We start from the raw sequence: 18,038 nt of genomic DNA, 5'->3' as shown, positions 1-18,038 counted from the left end.
GCACTCGGCTTCACTGCCCCGGTGTGGGAGCGTTGCCTGTCCAGAGGGAGTGTCGAGAAGCTCTATTCGCCAGTGTTGCGTAAACGCGCCATGATGACTAGATTACGAAACATGGTATCAGGCGGATGTCGCTTGAGAACAGAACTTCCAGAGACGCTTCGAAGTGAAAGAAGACCAAGGTCGAAACTCCATGAAAAATGGTGAGAGCGCAGAACCGTCGGACCCGAGTCGAAGTCGGGCAAGTGAGAAGCTCAAGCTTGTCGATGGACTTGATGGGCGATGGCGAGTGATTTCGCTGGTATCGGCTTCTGATACGTTCGTGGTCGGGTCCGACTCGTTCGTCATCGCCGGGCTGCTGCCGAACGTCGCAGCGACTCTTGATGTCTCAACCGGACGGGCAGGGTCACTGGTGACCGTGGTCTCCGCGGTCTACGCATGCAGTGCACTGCCGTCGGCTGGTGCAGGTGTTGTCGCAGTTCCGATCTGCCTATCCCTCCCGAAATCGGCGGCCCGTCAGACAACGGACCTCGTGGGCGTGGGGAGAATGCTCTCGGAACCGAGAATCACTGCTGGACTGATCCGGACGCTCCTGATTTTCAGCGGTGTCTATCTCGTCTGCACATACCTCAGCACTATCGCGACGCTCGAAGCAGGGGCATCATCCAGGATGACCATTCTGCTCACTGCCTTTGGCCTCTCGGCCAGTCCGGGAGAGTCCGTCGCCGGCCGACTGGCGACCGACCCCAGGCGAGGCAGAATCGTGCATTGCTGCCTGAACCCGCCGCTTCTCACCCTGCCCATCATCTGCAGCGGTCAGCGTCAACTCGCTCACGGGCCAGCCGATGCAACACAGTAGTCATGAGCGTCTGCCCCTGCTGGGCGCCGCAGCCTGTGGAATCATCCACGCCGGGTTCAGCCTGTATTGGGCCTTGGGAGGCCAGAGCCTCATCGACACACTTGGCTCGGACATCGCGGATTTCTTCTCTACCCGTCAGGCACTCTTGGGCGCGGTAGGAATAGTGAAGATCATTGCTGCCTGTGCCCCTTTGGCCCTCGGCATCTTCGAGTGGCCGCACCCGATGGTGACAAGAGGGTTCTGCTGGGCCGGTGGGGGAGCCCTCGTCGTCTGGGGAGGTGCAAATACAGTCATCGGCAACGCTGTCCTGCTTGGAGCAGGCGACGACAGCCGCACTGTGGACCGAGTGGCGATGGCCGGTCACGCCTGGTTGTGGGACCCTCTATTTCTTCTCTGGGGAACATTGCTGCTGATCGCGCTCGCCGTCGGTGTGCCCCGACACTCAACCAGAACGAGACCACGTCGAAAAAGACAGAGGTGATCATCATCAGGCCGGCCAGAAGCACAGACCAACACCACGCGGACAATGCAGAGGGTCTTTTCGGAAGAAGAGCGGCTCGGCGCTCATCCGTGTACTCAGCACACGGTCGCATCATCGCCGCGTGGAGCCTTGCTCATCTCATCAACGACGGATGTACCGGAGCCGTACTGGCGGCGATCCCCAGCCTGATTGTCTACAAGGGCTTTGACCAACAGACGATCACGACGATCATTGCCGTTGGCTCCGTCATTTCCAGCATCGGCCAGCCCATCGCCGGACTCGCCGTGGACAAGACTCGACGGACCGTCATCGGTGCGATCGGACTCAGTGCCTCCGGAATCGGACTGGCGATGTCATTTGCAGGGCGAGATACGGTGGGGATCACGACGGCTGTCCTGCTTCTCTACGTCGGATCATGCATCTTCCACCCAGCGGCCGCATATTCCATCCGGCGCTTCGCAGACGCCGGCCCTCGTTCGACCGCAGTCTTTGCCACTGGGGGAGCACTCGGATTCGCCGTTGCTCCGCTGCTGTTTCGGCCAGAGTTCGTCCATGCCTCGTGGCTGATGGCCGTGGTCATCGCTGTTCCTGGAGTGCTCGTTTCACTGCTCTGCCTGCTGGCCAATCGAACGTCTCCAACGGACAGCCTTCCGCACAGCACCAAGGCCCAAAGGCGATTTCGCCCTAACCGCATGTTCGTCCTGGCGGTTGTGTCGGCCTGCCTGTGGTCAACCGTATTTCTCGGCATCAACACGTTCCTGCCGTTGACCATGCACTTCAGTTTCGGAATCGCGCTCGATACTGCTAGCAGAGGTCTCGGATTCTTCGGTGCCGGGGGAGTCGTCGGAACTCTGGTGGGAGGTTGGGTCGGCGCCCGTATCGGTCTGAAGCGCACGATGATCATCGCTGGGGTCGCATCAACCGCATGCGCGACCTTCCTCGGACTGGCAGGTGACGCCACATGGGTGCCGTTCCTTGCGCTTGCTCTAGGCGCTGCGCTCTACCTGGCCTATGCGCCGCAGCTGCTCATCGCGATGAAAGCAATGCCTCACCATACAGCTGCGGTGTCTGCGATCATCCTCGGTTCCTCAACGACTATCGGCAGCGTCTTCATTCCGGTCCTCAATCAGGTCGCCGAAGCCCTTGGACATCGCGCGCCTCTGGTCGCACTCATCCCGTTCTCCGTCCTCATGATCGTCATATCGACAATGCTCACATCCGACCGGCCTCACCGAGAAAGGGACCATTCAGATGCCAACCGAAACGACAACGACTGATACAGGCAGCAGCGACGATCTGCTGTTCATCATCGACATCGACTACATCAGCGAGATGGCTCGCATCGACCGATTGCTGCCCGACCATCGGGAATGGCTCGATGAGCACTTCAGGACGGGGACTTTTGTCAGTTCAGGGCCCAAACAGCCTCGTTCCGGGGGAGTGATCCTGGCCCGCGGCATAAGCAAAGAGGAGGTCGCGAGCGTCGCGGCATCCGACCCATTTATCCTCGCCAGGGCTGCAGTCAACAGGGTCATCACGTTTACCGCAACCAAGAATGCCGATACTGACACCATGTCGAGTCGGCTAACCACCGCGACTGCAGGCAGCGACTGCTCGCAGTTCACGAAGATCGATGCAGAATTGACCGCGTTGTCGAAGTGGATCGACGAGGACAACGCCGATCGTGACCCGGAGGCCGTGACGTGGGGGCGGATTGCGAAGACCATCGAAGAAGCCGGCGAAGCTGTCGCTGCCTATATCGGTATGACCGGTCAGAACCCGCGCAAGGGAGTGACGCATTCACAGACCGATGTCGAAAACGAGCTCCTCGACGTCGCCATTGCGGCATTAGGTGCCTATGAGCATATGACGAATCATGCTGGATCTGCGATGTGCTCTCTGGCGAGGAAGCTCGACAAGATCACCAAACGGGCGGGGCTCTCTGCGGCCGAGGTGACCGGTCCACGGAACGTCGAAACGACAGGCACCGACGCGGAATCGTGACCACGAATCCGTCTCCATCAAACAGAATGAAAGGAACCACCATGCCGAATCTGCTGACTCGATCCGACCTGAGAGAGCTGTCGTCGGACATCGGACTGTTGAACGAGGCCATCGACAGACTTGAGGGTTCGCTCATCCGAAGCCATCTGGGCGACGCCGGCGAAACAACCTTCACGGGTGTGAAGCTTCCCAACGGCGACGAGCTGGCCAACCAGTTCACCTCCTGTTCCACAGGGGCAAGCCTCAGGCTCTTCCCGCGGGTCCATGAGGGCCCACGGCAGAACGCCCGTCTCGGTATCCGGATCAGCCGTGAGACCGGCGAGGTCGAGACACTCATCTGTCTTGACGATTTCAACGAGTTGCGGACCGCGGTTCCAGCAGCAGTGGGTGTGCGTCATCTGGCACCAGAGTGTGCCAGCAGGCTGACTGTCCTTGGCAGCGGCGCACAGGCGCACAGCCATGTGCGCACGATCTCCCAAGTGATGCCGCAGCTCGAAGCGATCACAGTCTGGAGCCCGACGCAATCCAACCGAGAACGGTTTGCAGAGGAGGTCGGCCGATCTCTTTCAGTTCCCGTCACCGCGGCCCCGACCGTCGATGCCGCCGTCGACGGCTCCGACGTCATCACGGCCGCGGGTCGCTATCACCCGGGAGAACCTGCTCTGCCGCGGCCCGAGGCAGTCAGCCCTGGAAGTCTCTTCGTCACGATGACCGGATCGGGTATGAACCTCCTCAGCCTCGGTGCACGCTTCGTTGTACCCACACGACAGCACCCTGAGCTCATCGCACAAGGGTTCTCCAGCGGATTCCTCAGTCAGGCTCCACCGACGATGCCCTCCGAAGCTGTCGAACTCGCAGACGTCATGCTGGACCATGAGCCTGCTCGTTCTTCTTCGGGACAGACTGTGGTGTTCGAGCTCGGAGCCCCATACCTTTGGGATCTGCCGATTCTCGACTGGATCAATGACTGGGCGATCGCGCGTGAACTCGGCACCAGCATCTCATTCTCCGACTGATCGCTGTCGATCTCACTGAAGGAGAGAAGATGCGGATTGCCGTGATCGGAGCCGGAATCGCTGGACTCACCGTCGGTCTCGGACTTCAGAAGAGTGGCCACGACGTGATGATGTACGAGCAGCGAGCGGACGCAACCTCCATCGGTGCAGGGCTCACGCTCTTCGACAATTCATTCGCCGCTCTGGACCTGCTGGGTCTCGGCGAGGCGGTCAGAGACGTGTCGAGCAGTGATATAGCCAGAATTCGTGCTGGTCACCGACGCCCCTCTGGAGAGTGGCTCCTGACACTCCCACAATCGACGGTCGCTTCGATGCGCAGTGTTCACCGCGCGGACCTGCATGGTGCACTCCTGCGTCAGCTCGAGCCCGAGACTCTGAGACTCCGAGCCCATGCCACTGTTTCCTCAGACGGCTCTCCGACTGTCACGCTCGGCGAGCAGAGTGAGCAATTCGACCTCGTCATCGCAGCCGATGGAATACGCAGCCGCAGTCGCAGCGCTATCGGTCTTGACCCGGGCCTTCGCTACGCTGGGTTCACCGCATGGCGAGGAGTGAGTACCGATCCGGTCGATATCGGAGGTGAAGCAGGAGAAACCTGGGGGCCTGGCCAGATTTTCGGGATCGTTCCCTTGAGGGACGGGCGCATCTATTGGTTCGGGACGCGAAATATCCGAGAAGGCTCTGACTTCGCTGATGAACGTGAAGTCGTACGGCACCTGTTCACCGAATGGCATAGGACAGTTGGGAACTGCATCAGAGCGACGTCGGCCGAAAACATTCTCCGTCACGACATCTATGACCTCGCTGCCCCGCTCCGTTCCTTCTCACGTGGACGGACAGTGCTCATCGGAGACGCCGCTCACGCTATGACACCCAATCTCGGTCAAGGAGCTGGGCAGGCGATCGAGGACGCGGCTACTCTGGTCTGCTTGCTGTATCGTGCGTCGACAGGTCAGGTCGACACGGCACTGGCAGCGTACTCGGAGCTGCGCGGACCCCGGACACGGTCGATCTGGAGACGATCACGTGTTGCCAGTCGCGTTGCACAGACGGCGAACCCCCTCCTGGTGTCTCTTCGAGATTCCGCCCTTCGCCTCACTCCTGGGCAATTTCTCGGAACGGTGACTGATCGGCTCCAGTCGTGGCCATGGTTGCAGAGGCATTCCCGTGGATGAGATCAGCTGGAATCCAGGCATGTGAGATGAACCATGCTGGCGAATCGGCGGACGGATCACCGCAGACCGTGTTCGGCGACCTCGCCTAGTCCTCCGGCGCGTCAATGCGCTCCAGCAAGCCCGGATTCGAGTGCTTGATGACATCGACAGCGACGTCTCGCACGTTCCTGTCAGTCGAGTCGAAGACGGCGTCGAAGGCACCAGCTTCGTCGATGATCGACGAAAGCTCTTTGAACCGCGCCAGGTGCCACTTCAATTCGTCATCCGAAGTTCCATGGCGTCCACGCAGCCGTGCTTCTCCAACGCCTTCATCAGCGGTGATCCGGCAGACGGCCATGGGACCACCACCGCAGGCGGCTCGGTACCTGGGGATCTCATCTCTGTCCTCGAGCACGCCAGCGAGCACGATCACGTCGGCGCCGGCTGCGCGGTAGTTGGACGCGACAGCTGACAGATTCTGCATCTCGATCTCGTGGTCGAAGGGGTCATGTTCCTCGCAGGGCCAGCTGCGGCGCAGACCATCGAGATCGATCACAGCGTGCGGCACTCCGGCCTCAGCCAGAATGACGGCGATCTCGTCCGCTGTCGTCGATTTTCCGACGCCGACAGTTCCGTTGAGAAAGATGTTGGTGAACACTGGGTCCTGCTTTGTGCGGTTGGTTTGGCTGTTTCCGGGAGATGTCGATTCGACGATGATTCAGACGTCGGTGACATGGGCCCCGAACGAATGCATGGGACCATCGTCTCATTGATGAACCCACGGCCGTGCCCGAGTGTTCAACTGCCCCCTTCGTCAGTGAGGAATTGGCCGGAGAACCAGTCCTTGAGATCCGTCGTCAGATCCGACGGCGCCTCGAAAGCCACCACGTGCCCGGCACCGGGGAAGTGAGTGAGGCTGGGGTCTGCTGGCAGCAGGCGAGCCAGGCGACAGGAGGATTGCTCGACGGGAATCCACGGATCGTTCTCACCCCACCCGATGCGGACTGGACATCGCACTTCGACGAGGCGGTCGACGATGGGTGCGGTGTGCTCAGGGGAGAGTGTCGGTCGGGGCCGATGATCCGGGTGGCCACCTCGGCGCCGTCGCTCAAAGTGATACGGCGGGACTGCGAGGTGGTGTCGTGGTCGTCCATGTCTCGAACCTAGAACTTCAGGTTCACCTGAAGTCAAGACGGCATGATAGGCGGATGAAGATCGGTGAGGCAGCACGCGAACTCGGGGTGGCCACGCACGTACTGCGGCATTGGGAAGACGAAGGCGTCGTTGTGCCCGACCGGACGGGTGCGGGGCATCGAGACTATTCGGACGAGCACGTGAGCAGGGGCCGGATCGTGCTGTCCTGCCAAAGTGTGGGGATGAGTCTCGCGGAGATCAGGGCGATCCTTCACCGCGGCGAGGCTGGTCGTGCCGTGATCATCGAAGCCCGCATCGATGCGATCCGTCGCCAACGTGCGGCTCTCGGAACCGCCGAGACCTTCCTCCTCCACGTCCGCGGGTGCCGGCATGACCTGATGACTCGGTTCCTGGAATGCTCGGAGTACGCGGGGCGAGCTGAGAGTGGTGAGACTGGACAGGATTGCGAGATGCTCAGTGAGAACATCGCGATCTGCTCAATAGAAATACCGCGATCTGCTCAATCAGGTGGTGGATTCGGTCTATGTCATACAGCAGGCGAATCATTGACTCCGTTCTGGATGAGGTCTTTCCGCCCCTGTCGGCGATCGCTGTAGAGGGTGCTAAGGGCGTGGGCAAGACAACAACGGCGACACAGCGTGTGCGGTCTGTTCTGTCACTGAATCGACCTGCCCAGCGAGAAGTCGTTGTGGCCGATTACGATCACATTGTCGATATTCCTACGCCGGTCCTGATCGACGGTTAGCAACTTGTGCCGGAGGTCTGGGACAGGGTTCGAACCGCCGTTGATGATGACTCTTCCGGCGGTCGGTTCCTATTTGCGGGGTCGGCGGGCGTGGCACCGAACGCGCGAATCCATTCCGGAGCAGGCCGTATCGTCACGATGACCATGCGTCCTCTGTCGCTGGCCGAGCGAGAGTTATGCGAACCCAGCGTTTTCCCTGTCGGAGCTCCTGCGCGATGCAGAGCTTGCGATTGGTGGGCAATCGCCGATCCGGCTGTCGCAATACACCGAAGAGATACTCGCTTCGGGTTTTCCCGACATCAGGCAGTTGCCTGCCAGAGCCCGCCGCCTTCAGCTCGACAGTTACGTCTCGCGGATCGTGGAAAAGGAACTGCCCGACAACGGAATCGAGGTCAAACGACCTGACACGCTGAGGTCGTGGCTGTCAGCCTGCGGGGCCGCAACGTCGACCGATGCAAACTTCACACAGATTCTTGACGCGGCGACGGCCGGAGAGGCTGACAAACCTGCGCGAAATACAGTCCACTCGTATCGAGAGCATCTGCAACGGCTCTTCATCCTCGACCCGCCGCCTGCATGGACCCCGGGATTCAATCCGCTCAAGCGGCTCACCAGAACCCCGAAGCATCACCTTGTCGATCCAGCCATCGCCGCAAGATTGAGCGGGGTCGGTCAAAGCGGCCTGCTCAAAGGAGACGGACAAAGAGCCGCGGCTGCGACTCGTACATGGCTCGGAGCGCTGTTCGAATCGCTGGTGACTCAGAGTGTGCGGGTTTACGCGGAAGCAGCCGAAGCACGGGTGGGACACTTGAGGACGAGGGACACCGACCGCGAGATCGACCTCATCGTCTCGTCGAGAGTGAAGATCGACGCGTTGTGGCCATTGAGGTCAAACTGGCCGCAACAGTCGGCGACTCCGACGTGCGACATCTCAATTGGCTGGCGAAGAAGGTCGGGGATCGACTGGTCAATCGAGTGGTCATAACTACGGGCGAGTCGGCCTACCGTCGTCCCGACGGGGTTGCGGTGATTCCGTTGGCGCTGCTCGGTCCTTGAGCGTGGATGGACTCTGAGGCGGTACACCGCGAAATGCTCAGTAGGGCATGCACTGGAGGGCCACCTCGGCGAGGGGCTGCTTCGGTGCACGGGGCCCAGTGCACATTGCACGAATTCTCGGTTCGGGGGTGGTCACAAAACGGACCATAAGCGGCATGATGGCCTTATGACCACTGATATGGATATTGCGCTCAGCGCCGAGCTCGATCCGATCGTCGACATCGCCGCCGGACTCGGTCTCGACGCGAAGGACATCATTCCCCACGGATGGACGAAGGCGAAGGTGCCGATCGACGTCCTCGATGAGGCTGCGGCCGGCACCGATGATGGCCGGCTCATCCTCGTCACGGCCATGAGCCCGACCCCGGCCGGGGAGGGTAAGACGACGACGAGCATCGGACTGGCCGACGGGCTCAACGAACTCGCCCGGTCGAAGCCCGAAGTCGGCAAGGCCGTGCTCGCTCTGCGGGAGCCGAGCATGGGCCCGGTCTTCGGGATGAAAGGCGGGGCGGCCGGCGGCGGATACGCACAGGTCGTGCCGATGGAGGACATCAACCTCCACTTCACCGGCGATTTCGCGGCCATTGCCGCGGCGAACAACCTCGCCGCGACGATGCTCGACAACCACATCCACTTCGGCAACGTGCTCGACGTCGACCCGCGGCGCATCCACATCCGCCGGGTCGTCGACCTCAACGATCGCGCGCTGCGCGGGGTGGTCATCGGGCTCGGCGGACTCAACGGGGGAGTGCCCCGCGAGGACGCCTTCGACATCGTCGTCGCCAGCGAGGTGATGGCGGTGTTCTGCCTGGCCACCTCGTTGGCGGACCTCAAGGAGCGGCTGGGTCGGATCGTGCTGGCGCACAGCCGCGGCCGCGAACCGATCACCGTGGCAGACATCGGTGCGGCCGGCGCGATGACCGCGCTGCTGCGCAATGCCTTGGCACCGAACCTCGTGCAGACGCTCGAGCATTCGCCGGCGTTCATCCACGGCGGGCCCTTCGCGAATATCGCGCACGGCTGCAACAGTCTGCTGGCCACGAAGGCCGGGTTGGCCTTGGGGGACTGGGTCGTCACGGAGGCCGGGTTCGGTGCGGACCTCGGGGCCGAGAAGTTCCTCGACATCAAGTGCCGGACCGCGGGCATCTGGCCCTCGGCCGTGGTCGTCGTCGCGACCCTGCGGGCACTGAAGTATCACGGTGGGGTCGACGTTGCCGATGTGAACTCAACGAATGAGTCAGCCGTGATCGAGGGGATGAGCAACCTCGAGCTGCACTGTAAGAACCTGCGCGAGATCTACGGGCTGACCCCGGTGGTGTGCTTCAACCGGTTCCCCACGGACACCGATGAGGAGATGGCAGCGGCGATTTCGCACTTGAGGGGGTTGGGGATTGCGGCTGTTGAGTCCACACACTGGGCGGACGGAGGCAAGGGTGCGCTGGCGCTCGCCGAGGCTGTGGTTGAGGCGGCTGGTGGTGCGGGCGCTGGGGCTCGGGCCGGTGGGCGCGACGGTACGGCCGGACCTGCTGTCGAAGACGGTTCACTCTTCGTCGGGGGCGTGGCCGCCGGGGACGCCGAAGCACCTCCGGCAACGACCGCCTCGGCGTCGGGAGCTGCCTCGCGGGCGGCCTCGGCGAGGTTCAGCTACGAGCTCGACCAGCCGCTGGAAGACAAGATCCGCACCATCGCCCAGCGGATCTACCAAGCTGCCGATGTCGATCTGCCGACCGCGGTGAAGCGGAAGCTCAAGCAGTTCACCGAGGAGGGGTACGGAGACGCGCCCGTGTGCATCGCGAAGACCCAGTATTCGCTGTCGACGGATGCGAGTCTGCGCGGGGCTCCGACAGGCCACATCATCGAGGTCAAAGACGTGAGGCTCTCGGCGGGAGCCGGCTTCGTCGTCGTCATCGCCGGTGACATCATGACGATGCCCGGCCTGCCGAAGGAACCGTCAGCGCTGAAGATCGACGTCACCGAGGACGGCAACATCACCGGCCTCTTCTGACCCAATTGCTACCCGACGGCGGCCCAGCAACCTCGCGCCAGGTTGCTGGGCCGCCGTCACGTAGCAATTAGCGGTCAGTCGGCGTTGGTCACTCGTTCGAACACGGCGTCGAGCGTCGCTGCGAGGTTCGCGCGGTTCGTCTCGTCCATCCAGTCCCGGTTGACCTGCTCGTTGAGGCCGCCCGGGGTTTCGTGGGCGGCGACGAGGTCGGCGATCGGGGCCTCGGATTGGTCGAGAGTGGTGCCGAGACCGACGAACTGACCGCGGATGAAGTGGTCGGCATCGGCCTGGTCCCAGCCCCGGTCGACCAGCCACGCGGTGATCGTCTGCAGGAACGCGAAGTGTGCCGACATCGTTGCGGTGACTGCGGACAGGGTGCTGAACTTCGTCTCGTCCTCGGCAGTGACCGACCCGCCGAGGAGGTCGAGGAGGGCCTCGACATCGTGGTCGGCGGGGTACATCGCCGTCACGCCCATGCGCTCACGGACGGCTGGGAGTGGGATGATCCGCACGACCCTCGGTGAGTTCGGCAGATGGTCTGCCAGTACGTCGGTGGAGACTCCGGCAACTGCGCTGACCACGGTCTTCTCCGCCGGAATGTCGAGGTCGTCGAGGACGTCGGCAGCCTGCTGAGGCAGGACTGCGAGGACGATGAGGTCGCTGCGATCGACGACCTCCTGATTGCTTGCGGCCACCTCGGCGGTCCCAATTGTGCCGGCCAGATGACGTGCGTGGTCGGCATTGCGCGGGGAGAGAGCGAACCGCAGGCCGTTCTCAGCCCGGCCGCCGTCTTCAGTGGCGGTGCCTGCGCTCAGACCCTCGACCATCGCCGAGGCGATCTCTCCGACTCCGATGAATCCGATCGTGCTCATGCTCTCCTCCTTGAGATCTCGTCCTGCTGTTCGATGACCCTCTTGATCGCGCGGAGGGTCTCAGGGATGCCCTTCCTCGCCGCCGCCGTGCGCTCAGCGACCTGCTCGTCAGCCCGGTCCCCGTATTTCTCGACGAAGAACTCCTGACCTTCGGGGAGGAACTCCCACGACTCGGTGAGCCGAGTGCCACCGTCCACTGCCTCCACGCGGTAGGTCCAGTGAACCCGGCCGGGTCCCACGCTCCACCCGAACGCACGTCCGTCATCGGCGACGATGACCTGACTGCGAGTCTCCCATTCGCGGTCCGCAGTGACGTTGCGTCCGGTGAACCAGGCGCCGACCTGTGGCCCGTCGCCGTCGTCCCACCAGCACTCACGACAGATCGGCGACCACTCGCCGGTTCGTGTTACGTCTGAGACCGTTGCATAGACGGTATTCGGATCAGCATTGATGAGAATCGAATCGGCAAAGGTAAGAGATGCGGTCATGCTCGTAACTCTACCGACTGCGCCGATCAGGTCGGCGGCTGTCCGTGGAGTCAGCGGATGTCAGCGGAACCCGTCGAGCACCGCCTCGGCGACGGCAGCGACGAGCGCCGCTCCGGAATCTGGGTCCTTCGCTTCGGTGAGCACCGACAGCACGATCGGGTCCTCGCCCGGAGGTGTCACGACGGCGATGTCGTTCTGAATCGTGTCGGAGTGGCCAGACTTGTCCTTGACGCTCCACCCGTCGGGAGCCCCGGCACGGATGAGGGGATCTCCGGTCTCGTTGTCCGACATCCATTCCAGCAGCTGGTCTCTGTCATCGGTCGACAGCCGTCGGGGATCGAGCAGTCCTTTCAGATCTGCTGTAAGAGCGTCCGGAGTCGTGGTGTTGTCGGTGCGTCCGGGGGTGACGACGTTGAGACCAGGCTCCTCGTCGACGATCTCAGTGGTTGCATCTCCCTCGTTTTCCAGCGCCGCATTGAGACCCTCGGGACCGCCGATCTCATCGAGCACGATGTTCATCGCGGCGTTGTCGCTGACTCGCAGCGCGGCCTCGGCGATGTCGGTCAGGGGAAGACCGTCATCGACGTGCTTGCCGGTCACAGGCGTCCAACCGGCTTCGTCGACATCGTCCTGTGTCCACGTCACGTTCTTTTTGAGCTGCTTCGGCGTCGTGCGGTCGAGGAGCTCGGCCACCGCGAACACCTTGAGAGTCGAGGCGAAGCCGAAGCGTTCATCTCCCCGATGGCCGACCGTAGTGCCGTCCGCCGTGTCGACAGCGCTGACTCCGACTCTCGCGTCGTAGCGGTCTTCGAGGGCCTTGAGTTGATTGTCGAGCTGCCGGTGAGCGGAATCCTCCGTGACCGCTGGCGCCGCGTCGGTATAAGAACCGGACTCGTCCGCTGGTTGTGCCTCGCTTGAAGCGCAGCCGGCGGCGACCAGAACCGTCGCCGTCGACGCTGCAAGAATCTGCAGTGCTCGGATGTTCATCGATTCGTTCCGTTCTCTCCTGGTCAGTCGCTGTGGGATTGGGCGTTCGGACAGGAGCGGTCTCACTGTCGACGAGCTCGCAATGCTCGGTGCTGACTATCCTTCTCCGTTCTCGTCATGCAGTCGAAGACTCGAACATCAGCTGCCATATCAGCAACGCATATCATGAGGTGATGGACCTGGTTAACGCGTGCCGAACATTCACCGCCGTCAGCGAACTCGGCAGCATGACACTTGGTGCTGCCGCCAACGGGATCCCGCAGCCGGTGGCCAGCCGGCGCATCGCCGGACTCGAGAAGCAGCTCGGTGCGCGTCTCTTCGAACGGACCGGACGCGGAGTCAGCCTCACTCCGTTCGGGCGTGACATGCTCGCCTCGGCGACCCGCCTCGTCGAACTGGCCGACGAGATGATGCTCGACGCCGACAGCGCGAAGCTGCGGCCGATCTCCCTGGCGGTTCCGACGGCCTGCTCCAGACGGAACCTTGCGGTGTTGGCCGCCTCGGTGAAAGACAGGGGACTGCGGGTCGACTTCCACTCCGTACCGCCGGGCCAGCGAGCCGACGATCTCGCTGGGAGAAGAGTGCGCGCGTTGCTGCGAGCCGTTCCCGCGGACGAAGGCACATGGGCCGTCGCGTTGGGATGTGCTCATCGCTCTCCCCTGATGGCTCCTGTGCGTATCGCTGATCTGAGGAGATCCCGTTCGCGGGTCCCCGGTGACGACTTCGAACTCGCAGGTCGACGCCTGCGACTGACGAGCGAGGACAACGTCCCACACATCCGCGACCGGATCCGGCGATGCGCCGAGACCGCGGGCCTGCTTCCCTACCAAGTCGTCGTGGACACCTCAGATCCCGACGCAGTCGCCGCGGTGCTCAGTGAGGGTGACCTGCTGCTTTGCAGCGAAGCCGAAGCCGCGGAACTCGAACTTCCCTGGGTACCGCTCATCGACCCGACCATCTCTCGGGGCTATACGTTGGCGGCCGCAGCGGACGAAGACATAGCCCTGCTTGCCGACTTCGCCGAGGAGTTCGCTGACTGCCTCGGCGGATCGATCGTCTCAGGCCCGAGACGACGAGGCTCGGCGACGGTGAGGACGCATGCGCGAACAGGCCGGGCCGCCTCGGCGCAGGGCCCGCAGATCGCACGATCGACTGGGGAAGCGCCATGATCGGGCGGAAGAAGGTCGTCAGAGCGGCCGGAGCAGAGCTTGAGAACGCGGGTCTTCGCGCCAGAATCATCGCCCGTGATCTTGATACGAATGCTGAGGTTGCGCTCTCGCCCGACGGAGCGCTGCCGCTGGCGTCCTTGGTCAAGGTGCCGATCGCGCTGGCAGTGCTCAACCGGATCGTGGCGGGGGACCTCGCCGCCGACGAGCAGGTCCGAGTAGAACCGGCTGCTGCCGGATCCGCGAGCCCGACGAGTGCGGCACGATTTCGGCACCCGGCGCGGATCGCGCTCGAGGATCTGCTTACCTTGGCCGTATGCTTCAGCGACAACACTGCCGCCGATGCACTGCTCGACCTTGTTCCCGCAACTGAGGTCGAGCAGGATCTCGATGCTCTGGGGCTGCGGGACATCGATATCCGGCACCGGCTCGACGCGCTGACCATGACGCCGCTGGAGAGCCTGGACGGAACCGAAGCACACCTTGCCTACGACTTGGCGACCGCGGGGCCGACCCACGGCGATGGTCACCGGATCTGGCAGCTTGACGTCTCCCGCGCCAACTCCGCCACCGCACGCGGCCTGTTGGGTCTCCTCGCCGAGGTGTGGCGCCCCGCAAGGCTCGACCACGGCGTCGCCGCGCGGCTGCGGGAGCTGATGTCCGGCAATGTCGTTCGCCATCGCCTCGCCCCCGACCTCATGTCCGATTCGGCTCGGTGGTCATCGAAGACCGGGACACTGCTCCACCTCAGGCACGAGATCGGCGTCGTCGACCACGCCGACGGTCAGTCGATCGCCATCGTCGTGCTCAGCGAATCAAGCAATCCCGCATCGGTTCAACCCGCCGCCGAGGCTGCTCTCGGCGCCGCGGCTCGTGCCCTTCATGATCTGCTGAGGTGAGGGACCGCCTCGGCGGGATCATCACGGCGAGAGTCTCGACGGGACCGTCTTCGACGAGGGAACCCGCTGTGTCCTGTTTGGTGCGACGGTTCGTCACGGCGGTCTGCATCTCCCCATACAACCTGACGGCGGCCCAGCAACCTCGCGCGAGGTTGCTGGGCCGCCGTCAGGTAGCAATAGTGGGGTCAGAAGCTGGGGAGGACCGATCCGTCGGACCACTTGTCCTCGATGAACTTCTTCACCTCGGGGGAGTGGAGCAGCTCGTCGAGCTTCTTGATGTTCTCGTCATCCTTGTTCTCGGTGCGGGCGGCGAGGAAGTTGCCGTACGGGTTGTCCTCGGCCTTCTCCAGCAGGATGCCGTCCTTGGCCGGGCTCAGGCCGGCTTCGAGGGCGTTGTTGCCGTTGATCACCGAGGCGTCGACGTCCTCGAGGGTGCGAGCCAGCTGTGCCGCGTCGGCCTCGACGAACTTCACGTTCTTCGGGTTGTCCTCGACGTCGGAGAGCTTCGCATCGACCGCGTCGACTCCGTCCTTGAGGGTGATGAGCTTCGCGTCCTCGAGCATCTTCAGTGCCCGGCCCTGGTTGGACGGATCGTTGTTGATGCCGATCTTCGCGTTCTTCGGAATGTCACCCACGTCCTTGATGTCCTTCGAGAACAGCGCGAAGGGCTCGAGGTTGATGGGTTCGAAGCCGGTGATCTCATAGCCCTGGCCCTCGACCTCGGAATCGAGGTACGGCTTGTGCTGGAAGTAGTTCGCGTCGATGTCACCGTCGTTGAGCGCCTTGTTCGGCAGCGTGTAGTCGGTGTACTCCTTGACCTCGATCTTGAGGCCGGCGTCCTCGGCGAGGTTCTCCTGGACGAAGTTGAGGATGTCACCCTGCGGCACGGGGGTCGCACCGACGACGAGCTTCGTGAGGTCGCCGTCCTTCTCTCCGACGGAATCATTGCCGCCGCCGACGAGTCCGCAGCCCGAGAGCAGCAGGGTCGCGCTGGCCGCGATCGCGATGAGCTTGGTCTTCATGGTTCTCCTTGATGTGTTGTGTGTGTCGTGGAGCGGTGGATGAGGGACGATCGCCGGAAGGCAGTGGTCAGAGGCCGGTTCATAGTTGCGAAATGTCTGATCTATACGGGATTCGCCGACCTTTTGCCACTATCAACTCGGTGATCGCCAGCCACACCGCCGAGGCGGCTCAGCGGTGGTCGACCGCGCGGGCCAGCCGATCGCCGATGAACTGGATGAGCGTGACGATGAGAACGAGGACGATGATGCAGGCGATCATCGTGTCCGCCTGGTAGCGCTGGTAGCCGTAGGAGATCGCCAGCGCTCCCAGTCCGCCGCCGCCGACGGCACCGGCCATAGCGGTGTAGGACACCAGAGTCACCGAGGTGACCGTGGCGGCACCGATGAGACCGGGCTTGGCCTCAGGGACGTAGACCTGGCGGATGACCTGCCCGTTCGAGGCGCCCATCATCAGGGCCGCCTCCACCTTGCCCTCGGAGACCTCACGCAGGGAGTTCTCGACCAGGCGGGCATAGAACGGGATCGCCCCGATCGTCAGCGACACCACGGTCGCCTGCCAGCCGAGCGCCGATCCGACGACGAACCGGGCGAAGGGGATGAGGGCGATGATGAGGATGATGAAGGGGATCGAACGGGTGATGTCGACGATGAAGGACAGCACCCGGTAGACGAACTGGTTCGAGTTCAGTCCGCCCTTGGAAGCGGTGAACAGCCAGATGCCCAACGGCAGTCCGAAGAGGACGGCGAGCCCGGTCGACCAGGCGGTCATCAGCAGCGTCTCGATGGTCGCGGGCCACATCTGATCGGTGATCGCGGGGTTGTCGAACCATGTGGGATCGTTCATCAGGCAGCCTCCTCCGCATGGATTCCATCGGCTTTCAGCGCGCTGATCAGGCCTTTCGACTGGTCAGTCGACGTCACGGTGAAACGCAGCCGGCCGATCTGACGGCCTTCGATCGTCTCCACAGCCCCGGCGAGGATCGCCTCGGCGCTCACTCCGGCCTTCTGTGCGGAGGTGAGCACGGTGGGCAGGTCGGTGCCGGCCAGGGAGACTTCGACGAGGCGGCCGTCCGAATCGGCGAGGCCGACCGGGGGCAGGGGGACGAGGTCCTTGGCCAGTGCCGATCTGGGCTCGGAGAGCACCTCGGCGAGCTTCCCTGTCTTGGCCACGCGGCCGTCGGCGAGCAGTGTCACGGAATCGCAGATCTCGCGGACCACGGACATCTCGTGGGTGATGATGAGGACAGTGATGCCCAGGCGATCGCGCAGGGAGCGGATGAGGCTGAGGATCTGATCGGTCGTCGAGGCATCCAGTGCCGAGGTGGGCTCATCGCACAGCAGCACCTTCGGCTCTGCGGCCAGCGCCCGGGCGATGCCCACGCGCTGCTTCTGTCCGCCGGAGAGCTGAGCGGGGTAGTTGTCGACGCGCTCCCCGAGGCCGACGAAGTCGAGGAGTTCGCGGGCTTTGGCCAGGCGATCGGCCTTGCCGACTCCGGCGATCTTGAGCGGCTGGGCGACGTTGTGCAGCGCGGTGCGCGAATCGAGGAGGTTGACGTGCTGGAAGACCATGCCGATGTTGCGGCGCGCCTCGCGCAGACCGGCCCCGGACCGGTTCGTCAGATCGACGCCGTCGATGGACACCGTGCCCGAGGTGGGGCTCTCGAGTCCGGTCAGGCAGCGGATGAGCGTGGACTTGCCGGCGCCCGAGCGGCCGACGACGCCGTGGATCTCTCCGGCAGGGACCGTGAGGTCGATCTCCTCCAGGGCGACGGTGCCTCCGAACGCCTTCCGCAGTGCGCGCAGTTCGATCACAGGCGCCTCCTCGTGTGGTTGGTCAGCGCCGCGCACGGTGGTGGACGGCGAATGAAAGGGGATGGGGCGGCCTACGGTCGAGTAGGGCCGACGATTCAGGATGCCAAGGAATTCCAGGATGTTCACATGCGGATGTCATAAATCGACGCACAACGCCGTGATCGTGACCAAGCACATACTCGCCGAGGCGGATCCGAGCTGTCGGTGCATGCTCAGGGGAAGGTGCATTGCAATTTCCCATTCCGTAACCCGCAGTCCATGTCCGAGGCGTAGACCAGTGGAATCGGCAGAACTGCGCACCGAGATCGGCTCGGCCGGCG

Annotated in this window: 18 protein-coding genes; 10 read left to right on the top strand and 8 right to left on the bottom strand. The window is 63.2% G+C overall.

The window, feature by feature from the left end:
• Positions 1 to 842: 842 nt before the first annotated feature.
• Genes GUY23_RS14215 through GUY23_RS18960 form a run of 5 tightly spaced genes read left to right on the top strand, consistent with a single transcriptional unit; the run spans position 843 to position 5,532 of the window.
• Positions 843 to 1,337 (top strand): DUF3995 domain-containing protein, encoded by a 495-nt coding sequence (locus GUY23_RS14215; protein WP_166973336.1) that lies wholly within the window; start codon positions 843 to 845, stop codon positions 1,335 to 1,337.
• The gene (locus GUY23_RS14210; protein WP_166973335.1) at positions 1,229 to 2,614 is read left to right on the top strand and encodes an MFS transporter; all 1,386 of its coding nucleotides are present in this window, start codon (positions 1,229 to 1,231) and stop codon (positions 2,612 to 2,614) included. Before GUY23_RS14215 ends, GUY23_RS14210 begins: the two co-directional genes overlap by 109 nt.
• A gap of 55 nt (positions 2,615 to 2,669) precedes the next feature.
• The gene (locus tag GUY23_RS14205; protein ID WP_166973334.1) at positions 2,670 to 3,341 is read left to right on the top strand and encodes a YciI family protein; all 672 of its coding nucleotides are present in this window, start codon (positions 2,670 to 2,672) and stop codon (positions 3,339 to 3,341) included.
• 41 nt (positions 3,342 to 3,382) lie between these two features.
• On the top strand, positions 3,383 to 4,357 hold the full coding sequence (locus GUY23_RS14200) for a hypothetical protein (protein WP_166973332.1): 975 nt from the start codon (positions 3,383 to 3,385) through the stop codon (positions 4,355 to 4,357).
• A gap of 29 nt (positions 4,358 to 4,386) precedes the next feature.
• On the top strand, positions 4,387 to 5,532 hold the full coding sequence (locus GUY23_RS18960; protein ID WP_166973331.1) for an FAD-dependent monooxygenase: 1,146 nt from the start codon (positions 4,387 to 4,389) through the stop codon (positions 5,530 to 5,532).
• An 85-nt stretch (positions 5,533 to 5,617) separates the two neighbouring features.
• Here the strand turns inward: GUY23_RS18960 and GUY23_RS14190 are convergent, their stop codons facing one another.
• Together GUY23_RS14190 and GUY23_RS14185 are read right to left on the bottom strand one after the other, a co-directional pair.
• The gene (locus GUY23_RS14190; RefSeq protein WP_166973329.1) at positions 5,618 to 6,169 is read right to left on the bottom strand and encodes a ParA family protein; all 552 of its coding nucleotides are present in this window, start codon (positions 6,167 to 6,169) and stop codon (positions 5,618 to 5,620) included.
• 199 nt (positions 6,170 to 6,368) lie between these two features.
• Positions 6,369 to 6,665, bottom strand: coding sequence for a hypothetical protein (locus GUY23_RS14185; RefSeq protein WP_166973327.1), 297 nt, complete (start codon positions 6,663 to 6,665; stop codon positions 6,369 to 6,371).
• Between the two features lie 54 nt (positions 6,666 to 6,719).
• Here GUY23_RS14185 and GUY23_RS18955 point away from each other — a divergent pair, with 54 nt between their 5' ends.
• The 3 genes from GUY23_RS18955 (at position 6,720) to GUY23_RS14170 (ending at position 10,472) form a co-directional block, all read left to right on the top strand.
• Positions 6,720 to 7,262: a MerR family transcriptional regulator gene (locus GUY23_RS18955; protein WP_166976183.1), complete on the top strand. Its 543-nt coding sequence runs from the start codon at positions 6,720 to 6,722 to the stop codon at positions 7,260 to 7,262.
• Between the two features lie 507 nt (positions 7,263 to 7,769).
• Complete coding sequence (locus GUY23_RS18645) at positions 7,770 to 8,396, top strand: DUF4143 domain-containing protein (protein WP_228282365.1); 627 nt, start codon at positions 7,770 to 7,772, stop codon at positions 8,394 to 8,396.
• A gap of 237 nt (positions 8,397 to 8,633) precedes the next feature.
• Positions 8,634 to 10,472 (top strand): formate--tetrahydrofolate ligase, encoded by a 1,839-nt coding sequence (locus tag GUY23_RS14170; protein WP_166973325.1) that lies wholly within the window; start codon positions 8,634 to 8,636, stop codon positions 10,470 to 10,472.
• Positions 10,473 to 10,546: 74 nt separating this feature from the next.
• On the opposite strand, the gene GUY23_RS14165 is transcribed toward GUY23_RS14170, so the two are convergent.
• Genes GUY23_RS14165 through bla form a run of 3 tightly spaced genes read right to left on the bottom strand, consistent with a single transcriptional unit; the run spans position 10,547 to position 12,819 of the window.
• Positions 10,547 to 11,344 (bottom strand): NAD(P)-binding domain-containing protein, encoded by a 798-nt coding sequence (locus GUY23_RS14165; protein ID WP_166973323.1) that lies wholly within the window; start codon positions 11,342 to 11,344, stop codon positions 10,547 to 10,549.
• Positions 11,341 to 11,832, bottom strand: coding sequence for an SRPBCC family protein (locus GUY23_RS14160; RefSeq protein WP_166973321.1), 492 nt, complete (start codon positions 11,830 to 11,832; stop codon positions 11,341 to 11,343). The genes GUY23_RS14165 and GUY23_RS14160 overlap by 4 nt, the downstream gene beginning before the upstream one ends.
• A gap of 60 nt (positions 11,833 to 11,892) precedes the next feature.
• Positions 11,893 to 12,819, bottom strand: a complete 927-nt coding sequence (gene bla, locus GUY23_RS14155) for a class A beta-lactamase (protein ID WP_166973319.1) — start codon at positions 12,817 to 12,819, stop codon at positions 11,893 to 11,895.
• 173 nt (positions 12,820 to 12,992) lie between these two features.
• Here bla and GUY23_RS14150 point away from each other — a divergent pair, with 173 nt between their 5' ends.
• On the top strand, positions 12,993 to 13,988 hold the full coding sequence (locus GUY23_RS14150) for a LysR family transcriptional regulator (protein ID WP_166973317.1): 996 nt from the start codon (positions 12,993 to 12,995) through the stop codon (positions 13,986 to 13,988).
• Positions 13,985 to 14,884 (top strand): serine hydrolase, encoded by a 900-nt coding sequence (locus tag GUY23_RS14145; protein ID WP_166973315.1) that lies wholly within the window; start codon positions 13,985 to 13,987, stop codon positions 14,882 to 14,884. The genes GUY23_RS14150 and GUY23_RS14145 overlap by 4 nt, the downstream gene beginning before the upstream one ends.
• Positions 14,885 to 15,069: 185 nt before the next feature.
• Here GUY23_RS14145 and GUY23_RS14140 read toward each other — a convergent pair whose 3' ends face one another.
• The 3 genes from GUY23_RS14140 to GUY23_RS14130 form a co-directional block, all read right to left on the bottom strand.
• Positions 15,070 to 15,906 carry a MetQ/NlpA family ABC transporter substrate-binding protein gene (locus GUY23_RS14140; RefSeq protein ID WP_166973313.1) on the bottom strand — a complete coding sequence of 279 codons (837 nt, stop codon included), beginning with the start codon at positions 15,904 to 15,906 and terminating at the stop codon, positions 15,070 to 15,072.
• 169 nt (positions 15,907 to 16,075) lie between these two features.
• The gene (locus tag GUY23_RS14135) at positions 16,076 to 16,750 is read right to left on the bottom strand and encodes a methionine ABC transporter permease (protein WP_166973311.1); all 675 of its coding nucleotides are present in this window, start codon (positions 16,748 to 16,750) and stop codon (positions 16,076 to 16,078) included.
• A complete protein-coding gene (locus GUY23_RS14130; RefSeq protein WP_166973309.1) occupies positions 16,750 to 17,718 on the bottom strand; it encodes a methionine ABC transporter ATP-binding protein in 969 nt (322 codons plus the stop codon). The genes GUY23_RS14135 and GUY23_RS14130 overlap by 1 nt, the downstream gene beginning before the upstream one ends.
• Positions 17,719 to 18,038: the final 320 nt, after the last annotated feature.

It is taken from the genome of Brevibacterium atlanticum, assembly GCF_011617245.1.
GTDB lineage: Bacteria > Actinomycetota > Actinomycetes > Actinomycetales > Brevibacteriaceae > Brevibacterium > Brevibacterium atlanticum.
This window is presented reverse-complemented; position numbering and strand designations above follow the sequence as displayed.